The organism is Streptomyces sp. ADI95-17 (genome assembly GCF_003846175.1).
GTDB lineage: Bacteria > Actinomycetota > Actinomycetes > Streptomycetales > Streptomycetaceae > Streptomyces > Streptomyces sanglieri.
The window spans coordinates 1,484,910-1,506,642 of sequence record NZ_ML123044.1 but is presented as its reverse complement, the minus strand read 5'-3'; the positions used below and the strand labels follow the sequence as shown (position 1 = coordinate 1,506,642).

The following is a 21,733-nucleotide window of genomic DNA, read 5'->3' as shown; positions in this document are numbered from 1 at the left end:
ACGTACCGGAGGCGCACGCATGACCGTCCTGCCCACCGCGCTCGACACCGCGAGCCCCGAATACGCCGCCAACCGCACGGCCATGCTCGCCAAGCTCGACGAACTGGCCGGCGAGCACACCAAGGCACAGGCGGGCGGCGGCGAGAAGTACGTGGCGCGGCACCGCTCGCGCGGCAAGCTCCTGGCCCGCGAGCGGATCGAGCTGCTGATCGACGAGGACACCCCGTTCCTGGAACTGTCGCCGCTCGCCGCCTGGGGCGGCGATTACGCGGTCGGGGCCTCGCTCATCACCGGGATCGGGGTGATCGAGGGCGTGGAGTGCCTGATCACCGCCAACGACCCGACCGTACGCGGCGGCGCCTCCAACCCCTGGACCCTCAAGAAGGCCCTGCGGGCCAACGAGATCGCCTTCGCCAACCGGCTGCCCTGCATCAGCCTCGTGGAGTCCGGCGGCGCCGATCTGCCGTCCCAGAAGGAGATCTTCATCCCCGGCGGGGCGCTGTTCCGCGACATCACCCGGCTCTCGGCGGCCGGCACCCCGACCGTAGCCGTGGTCTTCGGCAACTCGACGGCAGGCGGGGCGTACGTACCCGGCATGTCCGACCACACCGTCATGATCAAGGAACGGTCCAAGGTCTTCCTCGGCGGACCGCCCCTGGTCAAGATGGCGACCGGTGAGGAGAGCGACGACGAATCGCTCGGCGGCGCCGAGATGCACGCCCGCACCTCCGGGCTCGCCGACCACTTCGCCGTCGACGAGCAGGACGCGCTGCGCCAGGCCCGCCGGATCGTCGCCCGCCTCAACTGGCGCAAGGCACACGCCGATCCGGGCCCCGCAGAGCCGCCGAAGTACGACGAGGACGAGCTGATCGGCATCGTGCCCGGCGACCTGAAGGTGCCCTTCGACCCGCGCGAGGTCATCGCCCGGCTCGTCGACGGCTCCGACTTCGACGCCTTCAAACCGCTGTACGGGACCAGCCTGGTCACCGGCTGGGCCAGGCTCCACGGCTACCCCGTCGGCATCCTCGCCAACGCGCAGGGTGTGCTGTTCAGCGAGGAGTCGCAGAAGGCCGCCCAGTTCATCCAGCTCGCCAACCAGCGCGACATCCCGCTGCTCTTCCTCCACAACACCACCGGCTACATGGTCGGCAAGGAGTACGAGCAGGGCGGCATCATCAAGCACGGCGCGATGATGATCAACGCGGTGTCGAACTCCAAGGTCCCGCACCTGTCCGTGCTGATGGGCGCCTCGTACGGGGCCGGGCACTACGGCATGTGCGGCCGGGCCTACGACCCGCGCTTCCTCTTCGCCTGGCCCGGCAGCAAGTCCGCGGTCATGGGACCGCAGCAGCTCGCCGGGGTGCTCTCCATCGTCGCCCGCGCCTCCGCCGCCGCGAAGGGGCAGCCCTACGACGACGAGGCCGACGCCGGACTGCGCGCCATGGTCGAGCAGCAGATCGAGTCCGAGTCGCTGCCGATGTTCCTGTCCGGGCGGCTGTACGACGACGGGGTCATCGACCCGCGCGACACCAGGACCGTCCTCGGAATGTGCCTGTCCGCGATCCACACCGCCCCGGTCGAAGGCGCCCGCGGCGGCTTCGGCATCTTCCGGATGTGAGGAAGACATGATCAGCACCCTGCTCGTCGCCAACCGGGGCGAGATCGCCTGCCGGATCTTCCGCACCTGCCGGGCGCTCGGCATCGCCACCGTCGCCGTGTACTCCGACGCGGACGCCGACGCCCTCCACGTACGGGAGGCCGACACCGCCGTACGGCTGCCCGGCGCCGCCCCGGCCGACACCTACCTCCGCGGCGACCTCGTCGTACGCGCCGCGCTCGCGGCCGGCGCCGACGCCGTCCACCCCGGCTACGGCTTCCTCTCCGAGAACGCCGGATTCGCCCGCGCCGTGCAGGACGCCGGACTCCTCTGGGTCGGCCCGCCGGTCAAGGCCATCGAGCTGATGGCGTCCAAGACCCGCGCCAAAGAACTGATGGCCGCCGCCGGGGTGCCGCTGCTCGCCCCCGTCGACCCGGCGCAGGCCACCGCCGACGACCTGCCGCTGCTGCTCAAGGCGGCGGCCGGCGGCGGTGGACGCGGAATGCGGATCGTACGCGAACTCGCCGAACTGTCCGGGGAGTTGACGGCAGCGACCGCGGAGGCGGCGTCCGCGTTCGGGGACGGCGAGGTCTTCGCCGAGCCCTACGTGGAGCGCGGCCGGCACGTCGAGGTCCAGGTCATGGCCGACGGACACGGCGGGGTCTGGGCGCTCGGCACCCGCGACTGCTCGCTCCAGCGACGCCACCAGAAGGTCATCGAGGAAGCACCCGCCCCCGGACTCGACGACGCGCTGCGCACCCGGCTGCACGACGCCGCCGTGGCCGCCGCGCACGCCGTCGGCTACCAGGGAGCGGGCACCGTCGAATTCCTGCTCGCCGCCGACGGACGCCCGTACTTCCTGGAGATGAACACCCGCCTCCAGGTCGAACACCCCGTCACCGAAGCCGTCTTCGGCCTCGACCTCGTCGCCCTCCAGCTGCGCATCGCCGAAGGCGAACCCCTGCCCGCCACCGCACCCCCCGCACCGCACGGCCACGCCGTCGAGGCCCGCCTGTACGCCGAGGACCCCGCCCACGACTGGCAGCCCCAGACCGGCGCACTGCACACCTTCCGCGTACCCGACGAGCCAGGGCTGCGCCTCGACACCGGGTACACCGACGGCGACACCATCGGCGTCCACTACGACCCGATGCTCGCCAAGGTCGTCGCCCACGCACCCACCCGCACCGAAGCCGTACGCCTGCTCGCCCGCGCCCTGGAACGCGCCCGCATCCACGGCCCGGTCACCAACCGCGAGCTGCTCGTACGGTCCCTGCGCCACCCCGACTTCCTCGCCGCCCGCCTCGACACCGGCTTCTACGACCGCCACCTGGACGCCCTCACCCCGGCCCAGGGCGATTCCGGACCCCGCCTCGCCGCCCTGGCCGCAGCGCTCGCCGACGCCGCCGCCCGGCAGCACGCAGCCGGCCCCGGACCGGCCCGCTTCGGCGCCTGGCGCAACATCTCCTCCCGGCCCCGGACCAAGCGCTACCGCGCCGAACCCGACGGCACCGAACACGAGGCCGCCTACCGCACCACCCGCACCGGCCCCGTCCCCGAGACCGGCGAACGCGTCGTCGCCACCGCCCCCGACCGCGTCACCCTCGAAACCGGCGACGGCCTCACCCGCCACTACGACATCGCCGTCCACGGCGACAAGGCGTACGTGGACACCGCCACCGGCTCGTACACCCTCACCGCCCTGCCCCGCTTCACCGACCCCACCGACCGCACCGAACCCGGCTCGCTGCTCGCCCCCATGCCCGGCACCGTCGTCCGCCTCGCGGACGGGCTCGCCGAAGGGACGGCGGTCGAGGCCGGACAGCCACTGATCTGGCTGGAGGCGATGAAGATGGAACACCGCATCCTCGCCCCCGCGTCCGGCACCCTCACCGCGCTCCACGCCGCACCCGGCCTCCAGGTGGAGGTCGGCGCCCTGCTCGCCGTCGTGCAAGACGTACAGGAGGAACCGAAGCAATGAGCACCGTCCTCGAAACCGAAGAGCACCAGGCACTGCGCGCCGCCGTCGCCGCCCTCGGGAAGCGCTACGGACGCGACTACATGACCTCCGTCGTACGCGACGGAGACCACCCGCGCGAACTGTGGGCCGAGGCCGCCAAGCTCGGCTACCTCGGCGTGAACCTCCCCGAGGAGTACGGCGGCGGAGGCAGCGGAATGGCCGAACTCTCCATCGTCCTGGAGGAGTTGGGCGCCGCCGGCAGCCCGCTGCTGATGATGGTGGTCTCCCCGGCGATCTGCGGCACCGTCATAGCCCGCTTCGGCACCGACGCCCAGAAGCGGCAGTGGCTCCCCGGCCTCGCCGACGGCAGCCTCACCATGGCCTTCGGCATCACCGAACCCGACGCCGGATCCAACTCCCACCGCATCACCACCACCGCCCGCAGGGACGGCTCCGGGGCGGACGCCGACTGGCTGCTCACCGGGCGCAAGGTCTTCGTCTCCGGCGTCGACATCGCCGACGCCACCCTCGTCGTCGGCCGCACCGAGGACGCCAGGACCGGCAAGCTCAAGGCCTGCCTCTTCATCGTCCCCCGTGACGCCCCCGGCTTCGGCCGCTCGCAGATCGACATGGAACTCCAGGCCCCGGAGAAGCAGTTCGAACTCGTCCTCGACGACGTACGCCTCCCCGCCGACGCCCTCGTCGGCGACGAGGACGCCGGACTCCTCCAGCTCTTCGCCGGGCTCAACCCCGAACGCATCATGACCGCCGCCTTCGGCATCGGCATGGGCCGCTACGCCCTCGCCCGCGCCGTCGAGTACGCCAAGACCCGCCAGGTGTGGAAGGAGCCCATCGGCTCCCACCAGGCCATCGCCCACCCGCTCGCCCAGGCCCACATCGAACTCGAACTGGCCCGGCTGATGATGCAGAAGGCCGCCAGGCTCTACGACGACGGCGACGACATCGGCGCCGGCGAGGCCGCCAACATGGCGAAGTACGCGGCCGGCGAAGCCTGCGTCAAGGCCGTCGACCAGGCCGTGCACACCCTCGGCGGCAACGGCCTCACCCGCGAGTACGGCCTCGCCTCCCTCATCACCGCGGCCCGCGTCGCCCGGATCGCCCCCGTCAGCCGGGAAATGATCCTGAACTACGTGTCCCACCAGTCCCTGGGCCTCCCCAAGTCCTACTGACAGAAGACAACCTGTCCCTCCACACCGCGGACGCGGCGGTGGCGCGGCTCCCCGGCACCGCCGCACCACCGCCCTTCCGCAGCCCGCCGCACCTGCCGCTTCGACCCCACCGGTGGTGAGGATCCGCCGGCCGGGGCTGTCCCGTGACCACTGGTCGTCACCGCGGATCGTCGCGCAGGTCCCGGACGTACCAGTCGAACCATGTGCTGCTGTTGCCGGGCGGCTGCCCGACGGGGCTGAACCCTGCCCGCCGCGCGACTGCGGCGGATGCGCGATTCTCCGGTTCGACCTGGATCACCGCCTCCTCGCCACCCGCGGTGGCCGCGTAGTGCGACGCCAGCAGGACCGCGCGGGTAGCCAGGCCCCGCCCCCTCCAGGAGGGGTAGAGGCCGTAGGCGACATTCACCTGGCCGGGGGCCAGGCCCTCTTCCGCGAAACGCAGGTCGACCGTTCCCGCCAGCGCCTCGTCGGAGCCCACCCGGATGCCGAAAGCGCGGAGCGGCCCGCCAGCGCCCCACTGCTCCCGACAGTGCCGGAAGTACGCTTCAACGCCCTCGCGCGTGCCGGGGCCGTCGTTGAGCCAGCGAACCAGCAGTTCATCCTCCCCCGCGAGATGCGCCTCCACATCGTCCAGGCGCAGTGGCGACAGAGTGATGGTCCCGTCGGTCAGTCTCACCTCATGCATCCGACGATCCTCGACGTCGAAGCCGCTTCGCACCATCGGATTCCGGGGGACGCCGCCCGGGGCCGCCCACCACAGAGAGCGATCGCGGAGGGGCCGCGGGGCACCCCAGCACGGCCTGGGTGACCCGAAGAACGATTCCGGGAGGCCTTGGAGCAGGCGGGCGTGCGTGCGGAATCCCGGTCGCGCTCGCGAGGCGCCGGAAGGTACGAGGACAGAGGTAATCATGCAAGCGTGCTTGATTGTTCTTGCTCCCGCTGCCACGCTCGACGCGACGTCCCCGCAGCAAGGAGAGTGACCGATGAGCCGGCTCGCCCCACCCACCCACGACCGGGGCATCACCACCCTCACCCTCGACTCGCCCGCCAACCGCAACGCGCTCTCCGCCGCCCTGGTCGACGAGCTCGCCACCGCCCTGGACGACTGCGCGGCCGACGACACCGTACGGGCCGTCGTCCTCACCCACACCGGCAACACCTTCTGCGCCGGCGCCGACCTCACCGCACCGCCCGACCCGCACGCCCTCGTCGCCCTGATGCGGCAGATCGTCGCCGTGCCCAAACCCGTCGTCGCCCGGGTCACCGGCCATGTACGGGCGGGCGGCCTCGGCCTGCTCGGCGCCTGCGACATCTCCGCGGCCGGCCCCGGAGCCACCTTCGCCCTCACCGAATCCCGCCTGGGCCTCGCCCCCGCCGTCATCTCCCTGCCCCTGCTGCCCCGCATCGACCCCCGGGCCGCCGCCCGCTACTACCTCACCGGAGAACGCTTCGACGCGACCGAGGCCGCCCGCATCGGCCTGATCACACTCGCTGCTGAAGAGGTGGACAAGGCCCTCGCCCCCGTCCTGGACGGCCTGCGCAAGGCGTCCCCCCAGGGGCTGGCGGCATCGAAGGAGCTGGTCACGGCTACTGTGCTGAAGAATTTCGACCAGCATGCCGAAGACCTCATCGCCCGCTCGGCGGCCCTCTTCGCCTCCGCCGAGGCACGGGAAGGAATGACGGCCTTCCTCGAACGACGGGAGCCCGCATGGGTGTCGTGACGCCCCCCACCGACCGGACCCCCAAGCAGGACCGCAGCCGGGCCACCCGCCGCGGACTCCTCGAAGCCGCCGTCGCCTGTCTCGCCGAACACGGCTGGGCGGGCTCCACCGTCTCCGTCGTCGCCGAACGCGCGGGCGTCTCACGCGGCGCCGCCCAGCACCACTTCCCCACCCGCGAGGACCTGTTCACCGCAGCCGTCGAATACGTCGCCGAGGAACGCTCCGCCGCCCTGCGCGCCCTGCCCGTCCAGGGCCGCACGGATGTCGTCGCCGCCCTCGTCGACCTCTACACCGGCCCGCTCTTCCGCGCCGCCCTCCAACTCTGGGTGGCCGCCTCCAACGAGCCACAACTGCGCCCCCGCGTCACCGAACTCGAAGCCCGCGTCGGCCGCGAGACCCACCGCATCGCCGTCGAACTCCTCGCCGCCGACGAGACGAAGCCCGGCGTACGCGAAACCGTCCAGGGCCTCCTCGACATGGCCCGCGGCCTGGGCCTGGCCAACGTCCTCACCGACGACACGGCCCGGCGGCGGAGGGTCGTGGCACAGTGGGCGCTGCTGCTGGACGACGTACTCGACTGACCGTGGGGGACCTGTGGGCGACTACTTCCAGACCATCGTCGACCTCGACGCCACCGAGCAGGACGCCGCACAACTCGGCGCCGGGCTCCTGGACTGGCTGATCGCCGACGGGATCGTCGGCGCAGAGCGCACCGATTGCGTCCTCGGCGGGGACGGCCATGGCAACCCGCCCGGCCCGCACTACGCCAGGGCCGTCGACGACCCGGAACCGGTCGACCTCTGGAGCAACGGCCTCGACATCACGACCGGAAGGACCGTCTTCGACAGTGGCCAGGGCGAGGCTGGAGCCGCCACCTGCCCGCTCTGCGCCACCGCGATCCGCCTGGTCGACGACACCTGGTGCCCGATCGACGACGCCTGGGAACCGTTCGCGGGCCGGTTCGCGGACTGGGAGAAGGGCAGCGAAGGGACCGTGGAATGCCCCTCCTGCCACCGGCCCTCCGGCATCGACCGATGGAGCTGGGAGGACGACTACTACGCCTGCGGGCGGCTCGGCCTCACTTTCTGGAACTGGGCGGAGCTGACCCACACCTTCGAGCAGGAGGTGCGGCGCCGCCTCGGCGGACACCGCACTGTCACTCTCTGCGGCAAGCTCTAGTAGCGCTTCGTCGGGTTGCGCTTCTGTGGCTGTGGCGGTGTTGTTGTGTGTGGGGTAACTCGCGTTGGCAGGTGGGAAATTCGCCGGTCCAGGCCCGCACCGGGCCTTGGGTGATGTCGAGGACTTGAGCAGGGCAGGGTGCGTCCGCCTGCGCCGCCGCAGGCGGGCGTCACCGGTTTTGCGTCGAAGCGATGGGCGTCTCGTCCCCACGCACGGCGACGATGTAGCCCAGGCACCGGGAGCGCAGAACATGGCGAAAGCTACGGACTGGCCGTAGCCGGCGTCAGCGACGACGACCTGCGGAGCAAGCCCCCAGGCGATCGATTCGTCCAGCATGCCGATAGCAGGCCGCCACTTCTCGACGTGCCCGGCCTCCGGCGGGAGACCGGTCCGCTCCCTGCGGACATCGTCGCGGTCGCCCCACTCCGGTGGCACGAACAGCCGCCACGACAGCGCGCACGAGGCCTGGTCGATGACGGCGTGGGCGCTCACCCCGACCTGGCAGGGTGAGCGTTTGCCCAGGGCGCCGCAGTACTGCCGGGACAGGGCCACCGAGTGACGGCGAGCGAGGCAGCCACAGCGGTTCGAGGTGTCCGGCAGCCTCACCCGGTCGAGCGGTTTTCATACACCGTCACCCTTCGTCCGCGAACCTGCTCGTCAGCCACGGCCCTGAAGTACTTCTTCAGCACGTAAGTCTTCATCTTGTCCCGCTCGGCTGTCACCGGTCTCGCTACCTGAGGCGTGTCCGTCACCAGCAGGATCCGGTGCTGGGCCAGCATCGCTGCACGGATCTGATCCGGGGTCGCCTCCACGCCTTTAAGGGTCCCGGACTTCTCCGGGCTCTGCGCCAGAGCAATGTCTTGTAGACCAGAAAAGACGCTCGGGGAGACGGATTTGGTGTCCCGACGCGCCGACGGAATGAAGAGCACCGCATCCCCGGTCTCCTGCAACTGCCGCACGCTCGAGGCTACCGCCAGGACGTCGTCCACCCGGCTCGAAGGGGATCGCTTGGCCAGCGACTGAGGCAACAATGCCACCATCGCCACGACGAGCACTGCGGGGAGAACTGCCATCGCCGCTCTCGGGTGCCGAGGCTTCACTGCCTGTACCGCCGTGCCGATCACCGTGCCGATCAGCAGCGCCAACCCCAGCAGGCTGAAGAGGACGTACCGGTCCAGGAACAACGGCTGGATCAGAGAAAGCCCGATGAGGCCGATCTGCGGGACCGCCAGCAGCGGTAGTGCGACGGCTGCCACCGACAGTCGGCCTGCCCGGGGCAGATCCAGTAGTGCGCCGACTCCACCGATCGCCAGCAGGACCGCCGGGCCGATGAGCATGTGCCAGGTCAGCGGTGGGATCCAGGAGATTTGGGCGGACTGGCCGCGACTGAAAACGACCAAGGGTAGGACACAGGCCGTTGCGCTCGCGGCAGCGGTAGTCCAGCGTTTCCACACTGCGTGGTCGGCCCGGCTCCAGACCAGAGTCGCCAAGTGCGCTGGGAGAATCATGAGCGAGAGCCAGTTCAAAAGCCCACTCATCACGATAATGCCGCCGTAGGCAGCCCAGTACACCGTGCGGTCGCGTCCCTGCAGCAGGGTCACGAGTAGCAGGGTGGAGATTCCGGCCCCGGCTGCGACCAAGGCGTACGGCCGCCCCTCCTGGAGATAGAACTGCACGGCCGGAACCAGCCCGAAAGCCAGTCCTCCGGCCAAGCCCACCCACATACCGGCCAGCCGTTGGCCAATTAGCCCCACACACGCCGCCGCTACTCCCGTGGCGATAACTGAAGGCAGCCGCAGGACGGTGGTACTGGGGCCGAAGCATTCAAACAGTGCGTGCATCAGCAGGTAGTAGCAGCCGTGCACGACGTCGACGTTCCCCAGCATGTGCCAAATCTCAGCCGTGGAGCGCTGGGCTACTTGCCAGGTCGCGGCCTCGTCCCGCCATACGCTGCCCTGCCGTGACAGGCCCCATAGGCCGAGGGAAAAAGTCCACAGCATCGGTATCAACCAGGTGAGAGTACGGCGACGCTCGGGGCCGGCTGGAGATGTCACGGACAGCGTCCCGGTCCCCGAGGAACGGGGCGACGAACGCAAGGTGCGAGCAGTGGTCATCAAGGAGGGTTTCTGGAGTGGCTGTCGAATAGGGCGGAGTACCAAGCGCAGGAAGGCAACTCACCGGCCAGGAATCGTATGCACCGCAGTACCCCCGTGTGCGGCCCTCTCGAAGGCAGTCGTGATCAAGGTTGCCAGCGCGGGACCGGCTTGTCTCGCTCTTTTCGGCCAATCGGTCAGGACCACGCTCTGTGGCGGCGAAAACTGCCGGGTCGAGCCGAGTGGCCGGGCAGGTGCGCAGCTCCACCAGGGCGTTCTCGCAGCCCGGGACGACTTTCTCCCCATTCTCGTCCCGCGCGGCTATCATTGCAGCATCGGTGGCACGTGGCGCTGATGCGCCAGGAAAACCAGGACGTCTACCGCACCGCAGGAGATGCGGTCTCGATCCGTATCAACGGCGCCTTCGCCGTGGACATGGACCAGGTGGACAAACGCGTGGGGCCATGGCTGCGCCAAGCCGACAGGCAGGGCAAAGTCATTCTTGCCGGGCGCAGAGATCTCCAGATCTCCGCACCGGACGCACATCTGCCGACCGGTGAGATCCTCATCGTCAATGACGCCTATCTCGGCAGGCAGCCAGTCACCGATCCGGCGGGACGCCGATACACTTCTGCAGCCCAGAGCGATGAGAAGCCCGACACGCGACCCGTGCGGGTCATCGTTCCCGAATCCCTGAAGGCTCACGCGCCGACGATCAGCAAAGCAGCTTCCCGGATCATTGATCCGAATCTCAATCAGCACATCGCGCTCGAGACGCTGACGAGCAAGGCGGGGCAACATCTCTTCGGCTACAACACCGGCGCCTACGTCTACAACGCCGCACACGGACCGGACGAAGACAGATCCCTGGTGCGCGACCCCGCCCTAATCGTCGTCCCCAACGGATCGCTTTTCCTCACGGATAGTGCCTACACCGCCTACGCCACTCAGGCCGGCGTGGTCTTCCCTAACCCCGATGATGTACTGAACGGCATAGAGACGGAGAAGCTGCAGAACTATATAAACGCCGTCAGTCCGGTCGCTCAGAAGACCGCCCTGGACCTCAGAAATTCAGTCAGTGAACTCCGGCTGCAGATCTTCAACCTCATCGTTTCCGTGATCGTCATTCTTGTCGCTGGTGTGGGTGTCTGTCTCATCTATGCGCGCAAGAATGCACAGGTCATATTTGCGAAACGCATCAGCGGCTGGCGATACATCTCCACCCACCGCTTCATCCTCGCCGTCGAAGCGGCAATTGCGGTCATCTTCGCCACCCGGGTTCCTTTCGTCGCATGGCAGCAACATCAGGAACTGAAAAAGTATGCTGCCAACGGCGCGCCCGCCCCCTTTGAGCCCATCCGCATCACTGCACTTGACATCAGTGTCATCGCCGGGCTTGTCGCTTTCGAATTCGGGGCTGTGCTACTTGCCCTTGCATTCTTCCACGGCCGCATCATGCGGAGAGGCGCAACCGAGGTCTGAGCTCTTCATGCGTGAAATCCCTCCAGTCAGTCGGAGTATGCTGTGATCGATATCGAGAATCTGTCGAAAGTTTTCGATGCCCGGACTTTGTGGCGCGATGTCAACTTCACCGTCAAAAGTGGTGAAATGCTCGCGCTGGTCGGCCCCAGTGGATCAGGTAAGTCGACCCTCCTTAATTGTCTCGGCTTGCTCGAAAAGCCAAGCGGCGGAAAAATTCACTACGAGGGGAGCGATATCACTCGATTCGGGCGACGCGATATTCTCCGGTTCCGCCGCGATACTCTCGGCTATCTGTTCCAGCAATACGCCCTGATAGAGAATGCGACTGTCGATGAAAACTTGGAAGTAGTCACAAGGCTGCAGAGGTCACTGCGAGGCACAGCCGCCACGGCTGTCGCTGAAGCCCTTGATCGCGTCGGTCTGGCAGGGCGGGGGAGAGAGAAGATCTGCCACCTCAGCGGCGGAGAGCAGCAGCGCGTGGCTCTGGCCCGTCTCGTGGTTCAGCAGCCGGACCTGGTGCTGGCAGACGAGCCGACCGGCGCCCTCGACGATGCCAATGCCTCCATGGTTGTCGACATCCTTCATGAGATGAGCCGGGGCGGATGTGCTGTGGTCATTGCCACCCACGATGCCGGCGTCCGAGACCGGTGTGATGCCGTATTTGCAGTGGATGAGTCCGCACTCGTTACCCTTCACGACGCGAGATAGCCCATTCCATGGGGTATCGAACTGACGCCTTTCGGCAGGTAGCACAGGCTCCGTTCGCGCCGGCTGTTGCAGACCGTGCGGGAGACGACCCGACCGGCCCGTGGACGCGCCGCCGCCGTCACGGCTTCGCAGACATGACAGCGCCCCCCACTGCACCAGTGAAGGGCGCCGTCGTTCCAGTACCAACGCCGTGTAGTCGGTCCAGGCGTATGGACACGCAGGCCAGGTGAGACCTTGCGGACCTGCCCGGGGGCCGGTCCGGCCCTCAGTTCCCCAGATCCGCGAGCTGGTCGTACCCCTCGATCTCCCGCGGATCCCGCGAGCCCGGACCCACGTAACGCGCCGAAGGACGCACCAGCCGCCCCGTCCGCTTCTGCTCCAGGATGTGCGCCGACCAGCCCGCCGTACGCGCACATGTGAACATCGACGTGAACATGTGCGCCGGCACCTCCGCGAAGTCCAGCATGATCGCCGCCCAGAACTCCACGTTCGTCGCCAGCACCCGGTCCGGGCGCCGCGCGTGCAACTCCTCAAGAGCGGCCTTCTCCAGCGCCTGCGCCACCTCGAAGCGCGGCGCGCCCAACTCCTCGGCCGTGCGCCGCAGCACCCGCGCCCGCGGGTCCTCCGCCCGGTACACCCGGTGCCCGAAGCCCATCAGCCGCTCGCCCTTGTCCAGGGCCTTCTTCACGTACGCGGTGGCATCGCCGGTCCGCTCGATCTCCTCGATCATCCCGAGCACCCGGGACGGCGCACCACCGTGCAGCGGCCCCGACATCGCGCCCACCGCGCCCGACAGCGCCGCCGCCACATCGGCACCGGTCGACGCGATGACCCGGGCGGTGAACGTCGAGGCGTTCATGCCGTGCTCGGCGGCCGACGTCCAGTACGCGTCGACGGCCTTCACATGCTTCGGGTCCGGCTCCCCGCGCCAACGGATCATGAACCGCTCCACCACGGAACCGGCCTTGTCGATCTCGCTCTGCGGAACCATCGGCAGCCCCTGCCCGCGCGCCGACTGGGCGACGTACGACAGCGCCATCACGGCGGCCCGCGCCAGGTTGTTGCGCGCCGTCTCCTCGTCGATGTCGAGCAGCGGCTTCAGACCCCACACCGGGGCGAGCATCGCCAGCGCGGACTGCACATCGACCCGGATGTCCCCGGAGTGCACCGGGATCGGGAACGGTTCGGCCGGCGGCAGACCGGGGTTGAACGCCCCGTCGACCAGCAGGCCCCAGACGTTGCCGAACGACACATGGCCGACGAGGTCCTCGATGTCGACACCCCGGTATCGGAGCGCACCGCCTTCCTTGTCCGGTTCGGCGATCTCCGTCTCGAACGCGACGACTCCCTCTAGTCCCGGTACGAAGTCGGACATGGCGGCTCCCTCGGTCGACGGCTCTGCGCGGGCCACAGTGGCCTGCCTCAGATACTGGCGGGTCACCCGGGACGCGGGGAAGCGTGACATCCGGCACAGCACCCCGAATCGGCCCCGCCCCACGACACCCCTCCTTGCCGGGCCGCTCCTGCCCCTGCGGCAGGATGACCCCGTGCCCACCGCAGATTCCCCCTCCGATTCCACCACCGATCCGGCCGCGATGCGCGAGCAGTACCGCTCCGAGGGCTTCACCGAGGACACGCTGGCCGCCGACCCGATGCAGCAGTTCGCCCACTGGTTCCGGCAGGTCGCCGTCGGCGGGCTGCTCCACGAGCCCAACGCCATGGTGGTCTCCACCGCCACCCCCGAGGGCCGGCCGTCCTCGCGCACGGTGCTGCTGAAGAAGTACGACGAGCGCGGCTTCGTCTTCTTCACCAACTACGAATCCCGCAAGGGCCGCGAACTGACCGACAACCCGTACGTCTCGCTGCTCTTCCCCTGGCACCCGATGGCCCGCCAGGTCATCGTCACCGGCCGGGCGGACCGCACCGGCCGCGACGAGACGGCCGCCTACTTCCGCACCCGCCCGCACGGCTCCCAGCTCGGCGCCTGGGCGAGCCCCCAGTCCACGGTGATCGGCTCCCGCGACGAACTGCTCGCCCGCTACGAGGAGCTCGCGGCCCGCTACCCCGAGGGCGAACAGGTCCCCGCGCCCCCGAACTGGGGCGGCTTCCGCGTCGTCCCCGACACGATCGAGTTCTGGCAGGGCCACGAGAACCGGCTGCACGACCGGCTGAGGTACGTGCGCGAGGGCGACCAGTGGCGCGTCGAGCGCCTGTGCCCGTAGCGGCCCCGCCCGGACATGCGGAGACCCGCAGGCTCTGGTCCCTCCTTGCGGAGGAGCCGGCCGGACTTACCGGCGAGCCTGCGGGTCGGTGACTGCATTGGGATTGGCCGACGACCGGCCTGCACTGCAAAGTGCGCGACAACGGGCGTCAGCCCGCAGCCACCTCACGAGTCCGAGAAGAAATCACTTCTGGAACACCTCCTTTCGCGTGTGGCAGCAGCCTAGGAACGCCTCTGGCACCGCACAAGCGAATTAATGCGACGGCTGATTTCCGGGAAGTCGACGTGGGCCGGGGCACCTTCGAGTTCAATGGTCTGACGTGCGGAAATGCCGGATGCGTCCTGCGGGAGGTACGGGGTGAGTGCGTCCACAAGCAGTGGAACGGCCGAGGCGCTCGGGCCCGACGAGGGGCCGGAGGGCGGGGCCGGGGCCGTATTGCTCGCCGCGTTGCTCGACGGGATGGACGCCGCGCTCTGCGCCTTCGACGCGCACGGCACGATCACCCACTGGAACCGCGAGGCCGAGCGGATTCTGGGCTGGTCCGCCGGGGAGGCCGTGGGGCGGGCCGGGTTCGCGGGGTGGGCGGTGCGGCGGGCGGACGCCGAGGAGGTGCAGGGGCGGCTGATGGCGGTCATGGACGCGCCGGGGCGTCAGGTGCATGAGTTCGCGCTGCTGCGGAAGGACGGCGGGCGGGTGCTGGTGCGGACCCAGTCGGCCGGGGTGCGGGGTGCGGACGGCAGGCCGGCCGGGGTGTACTGCGCGTTCGGCGAGGTGCACGCGCAGATCGACCTGGAGCGGTCGATCGCGCTGAGCGAGGCGCTGTTCGAGGACGCGTCCTGGGGTGTGGTGCTGGTCGACGCGGATCTGCGGCCGACGGTCGTCAACGCGCATGCGGCGCGGGCGCTGGGCGGCGGCCGCAGGACGCTGCTGGGGCGCCCGCTGGGGGAGCTGATCGGGCAGGGCGTGGAGGATCTGGAGGGCGCGTTGCAGCATGTGCTCGCCGAGGGCGCACCACCGGCGCCCGCCGAGCTGTGGGTGACGCTGCGGACCGCGCAGGGGGAGCGGCGGCGGTGCTGGCGCAGCGGTTTTCTGCGATTGGACTCGCCGTTGGCCCAGGAGCCGGTTCCGTTGGGGGTGGGCTGGCTGTTCCAGGACGTGACGGACCAGAAGCTGGCGGCGCAGGAGGCGGACCGGGTGCGGTTCCGGTCGAACCAGTTGCACCGGGCCTCGCGGTCGGCGTCCGAGTGCGAGGACCCGATGGAAGCGGCGACGTCCTATCTGGACTACGCGCTCGCCGGTTTCGCGGATCATGCGCTGGTCGATGTGGTGGCGGGGGAGCGGCTGGTGCGGGTGGCGGCGACGCCGTCCGGTGAGCCGGGGCCGTGTCTGCCGGTGGCCGGTGGTTCGATTCCGCTGCGGTACGCGGCGGGGCACCCGGCCCTCCAGGCGGTGGACCGTACGGGGTCGGTGCGGGCCAGCGCGGGTGCCGGGTCGGGGGCCGGGGTGTGGGCGGCCGAGCGGCAGTGGCCGGGCGACGCCGTGCACGCGCTGTGCGCGGTGCTGCGGAGCCGGGGGCGCACGCTGGGCGTGGTGACGTTTCTGCGTTCCGCCCACCGCGCCGCCTTCGAGCACCCGGACGCGGCGTACGCGGAGAGCGTGGCGGTGCGGGTGGCGGCGGCGGTGGACCTGGCGCAGGTGCTGGCGACGACGAGGTGAGGGGCGCTGTCGGGTCCACTGCCCGTCACCGCTGTGCTTCTACTGGCGGTAGAAGATCCGGTCCCGGTACTCCGTCATGACCCGGCCGTTCCATTCGTGGCCGCCGTCGACGTTGCCCGAGCGCAGCAGGGGCGGCTCGATCCCCCGGGCCACCAGCTGTTCCGCCGCGGCGGCCATCATGGCCTGCATCAGCGCGCTGGTGACGACCGTCGACGCGGGGGCGAACGGTGCCTCGATCCCGTCGAGGGTCAGCTCCGCGTCGCCGATGGAGATCTTGCTGTCGAGCACGATGTCGCAGTGGTCCCGCAGGAAGCCGCCCGAGGTGTGCCGGGAGCGGGTGCCTTCCGCGTACGCCACCGAGGTCACGCCGATGACCTTCAGGCCGAGGGCCCGTGCGTTCAGCGCCATCTCCACCGGGAGTGCGTTGCGGCCGGAGAGCGAGATGATCACGAGGACGTCGCCGGCGGTGGCGGGGCTGGAGTCGAGCACGGCGCCCGCCAGTCCGTCGACCCGCTCCAGGGCGGAGCCGAGCGTCGCCGGCATGACGTCGACGCCGACCGTTCCGGGGATGGCCATCAGGTTCATCAGGGCGAGGCCGCCGGCCCGGTAGACGACGTCCTGCGCGGCGAGCGAGGAGTGCCCGGCGCCGAAGGCGAAGAGCCTGCCGCCCGCCTCCACGGTGTCGGCGATCGCGGCACCGGCGGCCGCGATGTTGCCGGACTCCTCGTCGCGTACCCGCTCCAGCAGGCCGATCGCTGCGTCGAAGAACTGACCGGCCAGCTTGCTGTCGCTCATCGAGGAGGCCCTTTCCGGCGGGAAGAAGTGTGCAACGGGTGTCCGTGCCGCGGATCACGTTGCGGTCTGGACCAGTGACATGTCAATACCGCCTGCGGGGCTCCGGCGCCCGGGGTTCGACCGGCCCGGCACGGTTGTCGGCGGTATGCGTCAGAATTGGGGGAGGGCCAGCGCACAGCGCTTACGACGTTTTCCTGTCACAGCATCGAGGGGCACGAATGTCCGGACTGATCGACACCACGGAGATGTATCTCCGCACCATCCTCGAACTCGAAGAGGAAGGCGTGGTCCCCATGCGCGCCCGGATTGCGGAACGGCTGGACCAGAGCGGTCCGACGGTCAGCCAGACGGTGGCGCGGATGGAGCGTGACGGTCTGGTGCGGGTCGCGGGCGACCGGCACCTGGAGCTGACCGACGAGGGGCGCCGCTTGGCGACGCGGGTGATGCGCAAGCACCGGCTCGCCGAGTGCCTGCTGGTCGATGTGATCGGCCTGGAGTGGGAGCAGGTCCACGCCGAGGCGTGCCGCTGGGAGCATGTGATGAGCGAGGCGGTGGAGCGGCGGGTGCTGGAGCTGCTGCGTCACCCGACGGAGTCCCCGTACGGGAATCCGATCCCGGGCCTGGAGGAGCTGGGCGAGAAGGCCGAGGCCGACCCGTTCCTGGACGAGGGCATGGTGAGCCTGTCGGAGCTCGACCCGGGTGCGGACGGCAAGACGGTGGTCGTGCGCCGGATCGGTGAGCCGATCCAGACGGACGCCCAGCTGATGTACACGCTGCGGCGTGCGGGCGTGCAGCCCGGTTCCGTGGTCAGCGTGACGCAGTCGCCCGGCGGTGTGCTGGTGGGCAGCAGCGGTGAGGCGGCGGAGCTGGACACCGAGGTCGCCTCGCACGTGTTCGTCGCCAAGCGCTGAGTGCCCCGCCGCCGAGGTCCGCGCGTCGGCCGGGCTCCCCGGGCGGATGCCGCCGAGGGGCACCGGCCGGCGGGTGCCGCGGGGCTGACGTTCTTGGGCAGGATTCCCGCCTCCGGGGCGCTGCTTGGCCGGATGTCGTTGCCGGGGCGCCGCCGGAGCGTTGAAGCGAGGCTTCCGCTTACCGATTTCCGTCCGGAATTGCAGCGCCCGGACGGATCGCGTGCCAGGCTGTGGCTGAGGCATACCTGAGAGTGTCGGCCAACTGGTCGCGCGGTCGGGGAGGGAGCAGGTGCATGCGCCCGTCGTATCTGCGTGTGCGGCATGTCCGGCACGCGCACCGGAAGGTGGCTGCCACGGTCCCGGCCGCCCGCGCATCGCGCGCCCATGCCCATGACGCGCCGCGCGCCCGTGCCCATGAATCGCACTCCGCCGTCCGGGGGACCGGTGCCGCCGCCCGCCGACGCGCATCGCCGCCGACGGCTCCCCGGAAGACAGAGGGCCCCGGCGCCTCGCGGCGCCGGGGCCTGTCCTCCCCTGCTCTGACCTGGAGCCCCGAGCTCTCAAGGTCAGTCCCCACGGGCCCTCATCCCCGAGTGGCCCGCCTCCCGGAGAAGGTCTCCCCGCCGCCGCCGCGGTCAATCCTTGGGGCCGGTCACTCGAACGAGCGGTGTTGGGTGGCAGATCCCGGTTTTCGAATACAAGTTCGATAGTCTGGCGTGACGCGACCACGCGGTGATCAAGGCAGTGATCAAGCGGTGATCGAGGACCAGAAGGGGGTGCCAGGACATATGGTGCGGCGCATCGATGTGACCGGGACCGACGGCTTACGACTCGCGGCCTGGGAGTTCGCCGACCCGCCCAAGGGGCGCACGGAGGGCGAGCGCGCCCCCGGGGTCTTACTGCTCCACGGCCTGATGGGCCGGGCCGCACACTGGGCCCCGACCGCCCGCTGGCTCGCGGAGCGGTACCGGGCCGTCGGCCTCGACCAGCGCGGGCACGGCCGCAGCGACAAGCCGGCCGAAGGCCCGTACACCCGTGACGCGTACATCGCCGACGCCGAGGCCGCGATCGAACAGCTCGGCCTCGCCCCCGTCACCCTCGTAGGGCATTCCATGGGCGCGCTGACGGCCTGGCAGCTCGCCGCGAAGCGCCCCGACCTGGTGCGGGCCCTGGTCATCTGCGACATGCGGGCCTCCGCGCTCGGCGCGGCCTCGCAGCGCGAGTGGGAGGACTGGTTCAAGTCCTGGCCGGTGCCGTTCGCGACGCTCTCCGACGTACGCAAGTGGTTCGGCGAGGACGACCCCTGGGTGGAGCGGCCCAACCCGGCCCGCGGCGAGTTCTTCGCCGAGGTGATGGCCGAGCGGGCCGACGGCTGGCGCCCCGTCTTCTCCCGCCGCCAGATGCTCCGCTCCCGTGCGACCTGGGTGTTCGACGCGCACTGGGAGGAGCTGGCGCAGGTCCGCTGCCCGACCCTGGTGCTCCGCGGGCTCGACGGCGAGCTGGGCCGGGCGGAGGCCCAGGAGATGGTCCGCGTACTGCCGCGCGGGCAGTACGCGGAAGTGGCCGACGCCGGCCATCTCGTCCACTACGACCAGCCCGAGGGCTGGCGCGCCGCGGTCGAACCCTTCCTGGAGCAGTTCGCCGAGGACCCCCAGGAGGAGCGCGAACCGGTCCCGTCGTGACCGGGCGGCGCGACGGAGCGGCGCGGCCGGGCCCGCGGGCCCGGCCGCGGCCGCCCTCAGCCCTTGCTGACCGCCGCCAGGATCTCCGGGAGCCGGTCCGCCGTGCGCGGGGCGGCCACCCGCAGCCCCGCCCAGGAGATCAGCGCCCCGTACACCGCCCCCACCGGCAGCAGCAGCCACAGCCACTGCTCGTGGTCCGCGACGTGCAGCCAGATCGTCGCCGCGATCGCCGGTGCGCAGAGCAGCCCCGCCGAGACCATGCCGCCGAAGATGGAGATCCAGGCGAGCCCGGCCTGCCCCGGCGCCACGTTCTTGAACGCCCCCTCCTGCGGGATCGAGTACGGGAAGTTCGCCGACGCCACCGCGCCGGTCGCCAGCATCCCGCCCAGCAGCGCGAACGACAGCCCCATGACCTCCGGCAGCGCGGCCCAGTCGTCGAGCAGCGCGGCCGTCACCACCGTCACCACGATCGTGTAGGGCAGCGTGATCAGCAGCAACGCCAGGGCCCGCGCCCGCAGTTCCAGATAGGCGTCACGGGTGGAGGAGATCGTCAGCGCCACCATCCAGAACGCCGAGGTGTCCTGCCCGAACTGGTTGTACATCTGGATGCCGAGCATCCAGGCGGCGAAACAGGCGAAGTAGACCGAGCCGGTGCCCTGGAGCGCGTTGAGAATCGGCACGATCAGCCCGATCGCCAGCGCCGTGACCCAGGCGGCCTTGGTCTTCGGGTCGCGCGCGATGTACCGCAGGCTGCGCTCCATCACCGTCCCGGTACGCCCCTGCGGCAGCAGCGCGGCGAGCCCGGAGCCGCCCTTGCGGGCCTTCTCGTGGCCCGGCCCGGCGGCCGCCAGGGTCGAGCCGTCCGGGGTCGTCATCAGCTTCACCAGGCTCCGCTGCCACAGCCACAGCAGCGCGACCAGCGCCGCGACGGAGAGCAGCAGCTGTGCGAGGGCCGGTCCGTACGAGCCCCGCGACGCCGAGTCCACCGCCCCGATCGCCGAGGCGGGCGGCAGCCAGCGCACCACGTCCGCGACCGGGTCGAGCGCGGACAGCCCGCCCGCCCGGCCGAGCCGCTGGGCGCCGAAGTTGACGACCTGGAAGCCCACCGCGATCACCAGCCCGCTGAGCACCGCGAGATCGCGGCCCTTGCGGGACGTCAGCAGCCGGGTGTTGGCCGTGGCCACCGCCCGCGCCAGCGCCACGCACACCAGCAGCGCGAGTGGCGCGGCCACCACGGCGAACACCGCGCCGGCCGCCCCGCGCGCCACCGCGAACACCGATCCGGCCGTCAGGCAGAGCGTGAACAGCGGACCGATCCCGACCAGCGAGGACGCCAGCAGCGCCGAGATCAGCGGGCGCGGCCGCAGCGGCAGCATCACCAGCCGGCTCGGGTCCAGAGTCTCGTCACCGCTGGGGAAGAACAGCGGCATCACGGCCCAGCCGACCGCCAGCACCGCCGCCAGCAGCACCACGAGGGAGCCGGTGTGGGCGTTCCCGCGCAGCGCGATCAGCCCGATCAGCTGGCCCGCGGCGAACAGCAGGGTGACGACGACGGAGGCGATGTACGCGGCCCGCCGGCCGGCCGACTGCCGCAGCCCGTTGCGCAGCAGGGTCAGCTTCAGCCGTACGAAGACGGGGACGAGGTTCTCGTTCGCGGCCCGTCCGGGGGCGGCACCCACGGGGGCGTCGAGCACGCTCATCGCTTGCCGCCCAGCCAGTCGAGGGAGTCGTCGGTGGCGCGCGAGCCGGCGCCGACGAGTTCGAGGAAGGCGTTCTGCAGCGAGGGCGCCTCGCCGCGCACCTGGGCCAGGGTGCCCTGGGCCCGGATCCTGCCCGCTGCCATGACGGCCACCCAGTCGCAGAGGGACTCCACGAGCTCCATCACATGGCTGGAGAAGACGACGGTCGCCCCCGAGCGGGTGTACCGCTCCAGGACCTCGCGGATGGTCTGCGCCGAAACCGGGTCGACGCCCTCGAACGGCTCGTCCAGGAACAGCACTTCGGGGTTGTGCAGCAGCGCGGCCGCGAGCCCGATCTTCTTCCGCATGCCGGTCGAGTAGTCGACGACCAGTTTGTGCTGGGCGCCCGCCAGACCGAGAACGTCCAGGAGCTGGGTGGCCCGCTTGTCCACCTCGGCGCCCGGCAGCCCGCGCAATCTTCCGGTGTACGCGAGGAGTTCGCGCCCCGAGAGCCGCTCGAAGAGCCGCAGCCCCTCCGGGAGCACGCCGATCCTGGACTTCACCTCGACCGGGTCGCGCCACACGTCGTGGCCGGCCACCTCGACCTTGCCCTGGTCGGGCCGGAGCAGCCCGGTGACCATCGACAACGTGGTGGTCTTGCCCGCCCCGTTGGGCCCGACCAGACCGATGAACCTGCCCGCGGGCAGCTCCAGATCGATCCCGGCCACCGCGGTCTGTTCCCCGAACCGTTTCCACAGCCCCTGTACGCGAACGGCGGGCGCCGCCCCACCGGCTTCG

18 protein-coding genes are annotated in these 21,733 nt (G+C 70.3%); 12 read left to right on the top strand and 6 right to left on the bottom strand.

Annotated elements, in window-relative coordinates; all coding sequences use genetic code 11:
* Positions 1 to 19 precede the first annotated feature (19 nt).
* From EES42_RS06775 to EES42_RS06765, 3 genes are read left to right on the top strand one after another with little or no spacing between them, the layout of a single operon-like run.
* Positions 20 to 1,618, top strand: a complete 1,599-nt coding sequence (locus EES42_RS06775) for an acyl-CoA carboxylase subunit beta (RefSeq protein WP_124717119.1) — start codon at positions 20 to 22, stop codon at positions 1,616 to 1,618.
* Positions 1,619 to 1,625: 7 nt separating this feature from the next.
* A complete protein-coding gene (locus EES42_RS06770; protein ID WP_124717118.1) occupies positions 1,626 to 3,578 on the top strand; it encodes an ATP-binding protein in 1,953 nt (650 codons plus the stop codon).
* Positions 3,575 to 4,747 carry an acyl-CoA dehydrogenase family protein gene (locus EES42_RS06765; RefSeq protein WP_124717117.1) on the top strand — a complete coding sequence of 391 codons (1,173 nt, stop codon included), beginning with the start codon at positions 3,575 to 3,577 and terminating at the stop codon, positions 4,745 to 4,747. The genes EES42_RS06770 and EES42_RS06765 overlap by 4 nt, the downstream gene beginning before the upstream one ends.
* Before the next feature lie 157 nt (positions 4,748 to 4,904).
* Here the strand turns inward: EES42_RS06765 and EES42_RS06760 are convergent, their stop codons facing one another.
* A complete protein-coding gene (locus tag EES42_RS06760; protein WP_241196255.1) occupies positions 4,905 to 5,432 on the bottom strand; it encodes a GNAT family N-acetyltransferase in 528 nt (175 codons plus the stop codon).
* A 298-nt stretch (positions 5,433 to 5,730) separates the two neighbouring features.
* Here EES42_RS06760 and EES42_RS06755 point away from each other — a divergent pair, with 298 nt between their 5' ends.
* The 3 genes from EES42_RS06755 to EES42_RS06745 are packed head-to-tail and all read left to right on the top strand — an operon-like array spanning position 5,731 to position 7,647.
* A complete protein-coding gene (locus tag EES42_RS06755) occupies positions 5,731 to 6,468 on the top strand; it encodes an enoyl-CoA hydratase family protein (protein ID WP_124717115.1) in 738 nt (245 codons plus the stop codon).
* Complete coding sequence (locus tag EES42_RS06750; protein WP_124717114.1) at positions 6,456 to 7,049, top strand: TetR/AcrR family transcriptional regulator; 594 nt, start codon at positions 6,456 to 6,458, stop codon at positions 7,047 to 7,049. Before EES42_RS06755 ends, EES42_RS06750 begins: the two co-directional genes overlap by 13 nt.
* Positions 7,050 to 7,062: 13 nt before the next feature.
* Positions 7,063 to 7,647: a hypothetical protein gene (locus tag EES42_RS06745; protein ID WP_124717113.1), complete on the top strand. Its 585-nt coding sequence runs from the start codon at positions 7,063 to 7,065 to the stop codon at positions 7,645 to 7,647.
* Between the two features lie 602 nt (positions 7,648 to 8,249).
* Here EES42_RS06745 and EES42_RS06735 read toward each other — a convergent pair.
* Positions 8,250 to 9,647 carry a glycosyltransferase family 39 protein gene (locus EES42_RS06735; RefSeq protein WP_164495193.1) on the bottom strand — a complete coding sequence of 466 codons (1,398 nt, stop codon included), beginning with the start codon at positions 9,645 to 9,647 and terminating at the stop codon, positions 8,250 to 8,252.
* A gap of 438 nt (positions 9,648 to 10,085) precedes the next feature.
* Between EES42_RS06735 and EES42_RS06730 the strand changes: the two genes are divergently transcribed.
* The gene (locus tag EES42_RS06730; protein ID WP_124717111.1) at positions 10,086 to 11,222 is read left to right on the top strand and encodes a hypothetical protein; all 1,137 of its coding nucleotides are present in this window, start codon (positions 10,086 to 10,088) and stop codon (positions 11,220 to 11,222) included.
* A gap of 42 nt (positions 11,223 to 11,264) precedes the next feature.
* Entirely contained in the window at positions 11,265 to 11,930 is a 666-nt protein-coding gene (locus EES42_RS06725; RefSeq protein WP_124717110.1) for an ABC transporter ATP-binding protein, read from the top strand.
* 265 nt (positions 11,931 to 12,195) lie between these two features.
* Here the strand turns inward: EES42_RS06725 and EES42_RS06720 are convergent, their stop codons facing one another.
* Complete coding sequence (locus EES42_RS06720; RefSeq protein WP_124717109.1) at positions 12,196 to 13,305, bottom strand: citrate synthase 2; 1,110 nt, start codon at positions 13,303 to 13,305, stop codon at positions 12,196 to 12,198.
* 220 nt (positions 13,306 to 13,525) lie between these two features.
* Between EES42_RS06720 and pdxH the strand changes: the two genes are divergently transcribed.
* Complete coding sequence (gene pdxH / locus EES42_RS06715; protein WP_124717447.1) at positions 13,526 to 14,152, top strand: pyridoxamine 5'-phosphate oxidase; 627 nt, start codon at positions 13,526 to 13,528, stop codon at positions 14,150 to 14,152.
* Between the two features lie 357 nt (positions 14,153 to 14,509).
* Entirely contained in the window at positions 14,510 to 15,868 is a 1,359-nt protein-coding gene (locus EES42_RS06710; protein WP_124717108.1) for a PAS domain-containing protein, read from the top strand.
* A 39-nt stretch (positions 15,869 to 15,907) separates the two neighbouring features.
* On the opposite strand, the gene EES42_RS06705 is transcribed toward EES42_RS06710, so the two are convergent.
* Entirely contained in the window at positions 15,908 to 16,663 is a 756-nt protein-coding gene (locus EES42_RS06705) for an SIS domain-containing protein (RefSeq protein ID WP_124717107.1), read from the bottom strand.
* Between the two features lie 218 nt (positions 16,664 to 16,881).
* On the opposite strand from EES42_RS06705, the gene EES42_RS06700 reads away from it, so the two are divergent.
* Entirely contained in the window at positions 16,882 to 17,574 is a 693-nt protein-coding gene (locus tag EES42_RS06700; protein ID WP_124717106.1) for a metal-dependent transcriptional regulator, read from the top strand.
* Between the two features lie 788 nt (positions 17,575 to 18,362).
* Positions 18,363 to 19,256: an alpha/beta fold hydrolase gene (locus EES42_RS06695; protein WP_124717446.1), complete on the top strand. Its 894-nt coding sequence runs from the start codon at positions 18,363 to 18,365 to the stop codon at positions 19,254 to 19,256.
* Between the two features lie 56 nt (positions 19,257 to 19,312).
* Here the strand turns inward: EES42_RS06695 and EES42_RS06690 are convergent, their stop codons facing one another.
* Together EES42_RS06690 and EES42_RS06685 are read right to left on the bottom strand one after the other, a co-directional pair.
* Complete coding sequence (locus EES42_RS06690; RefSeq protein WP_124717105.1) at positions 19,313 to 20,956, bottom strand: transporter; 1,644 nt, start codon at positions 20,954 to 20,956, stop codon at positions 19,313 to 19,315.
* The coding region (locus EES42_RS06685) for an ABC transporter ATP-binding protein (protein WP_241196254.1) at positions 20,953 to 21,733 on the bottom strand (781 nt) is incomplete at its 5' end. The genes EES42_RS06685 and EES42_RS06690, both read right to left, overlap by 4 nt.

Bases quoted from the DNA above. Each gene is read 5' to 3' on its own strand.
- EES42_RS06775 (WP_124717119.1), top strand. From the start codon at position 20: ATGACCGTCCTGCCCACCGCGCTCGACACCGCGAGCCCCGAATACGCC.
- EES42_RS06770 (WP_124717118.1), top strand. From the start codon at position 1,626: ATGATCAGCACCCTGCTCGTCGCCAACCGGGGCGAGATCGCCTGCCGG.
- EES42_RS06765 (WP_124717117.1), top strand. From the start codon at position 3,575: ATGAGCACCGTCCTCGAAACCGAAGAGCACCAGGCACTGCGCGCCGCC.
- EES42_RS06760 (WP_241196255.1), bottom strand. From the start codon at position 5,432: ATGCATGAGGTGAGACTGACCGACGGGACCATCACTCTGTCGCCACTG.
- EES42_RS06755 (WP_124717115.1), top strand. From the start codon at position 5,731: ATGAGCCGGCTCGCCCCACCCACCCACGACCGGGGCATCACCACCCTC.
- EES42_RS06750 (WP_124717114.1), top strand. From the start codon at position 6,456: ATGGGTGTCGTGACGCCCCCCACCGACCGGACCCCCAAGCAGGACCGC.
- EES42_RS06735 (WP_164495193.1), bottom strand. From the start codon at position 9,647: ATGCTGTGGACTTTTTCCCTCGGCCTATGGGGCCTGTCACGGCAGGGC.
- EES42_RS06720 (WP_124717109.1), bottom strand. From the start codon at position 13,305: ATGTCCGACTTCGTACCGGGACTAGAGGGAGTCGTCGCGTTCGAGACG.
- pdxH (WP_124717447.1), top strand. From the start codon at position 13,526: ATGCGCGAGCAGTACCGCTCCGAGGGCTTCACCGAGGACACGCTGGCC.
- EES42_RS06705 (WP_124717107.1), bottom strand. From the start codon at position 16,663: ATGAGCGACAGCAAGCTGGCCGGTCAGTTCTTCGACGCAGCGATCGGC.
- EES42_RS06700 (WP_124717106.1), top strand. From the start codon at position 16,882: ATGTCCGGACTGATCGACACCACGGAGATGTATCTCCGCACCATCCTC.
- EES42_RS06695 (WP_124717446.1), top strand. From the start codon at position 18,363: ATGGTGCGGCGCATCGATGTGACCGGGACCGACGGCTTACGACTCGCG.
- EES42_RS06690 (WP_124717105.1), bottom strand. From the start codon at position 20,956: ATGAGCGTGCTCGACGCCCCCGTGGGTGCCGCCCCCGGACGGGCCGCG.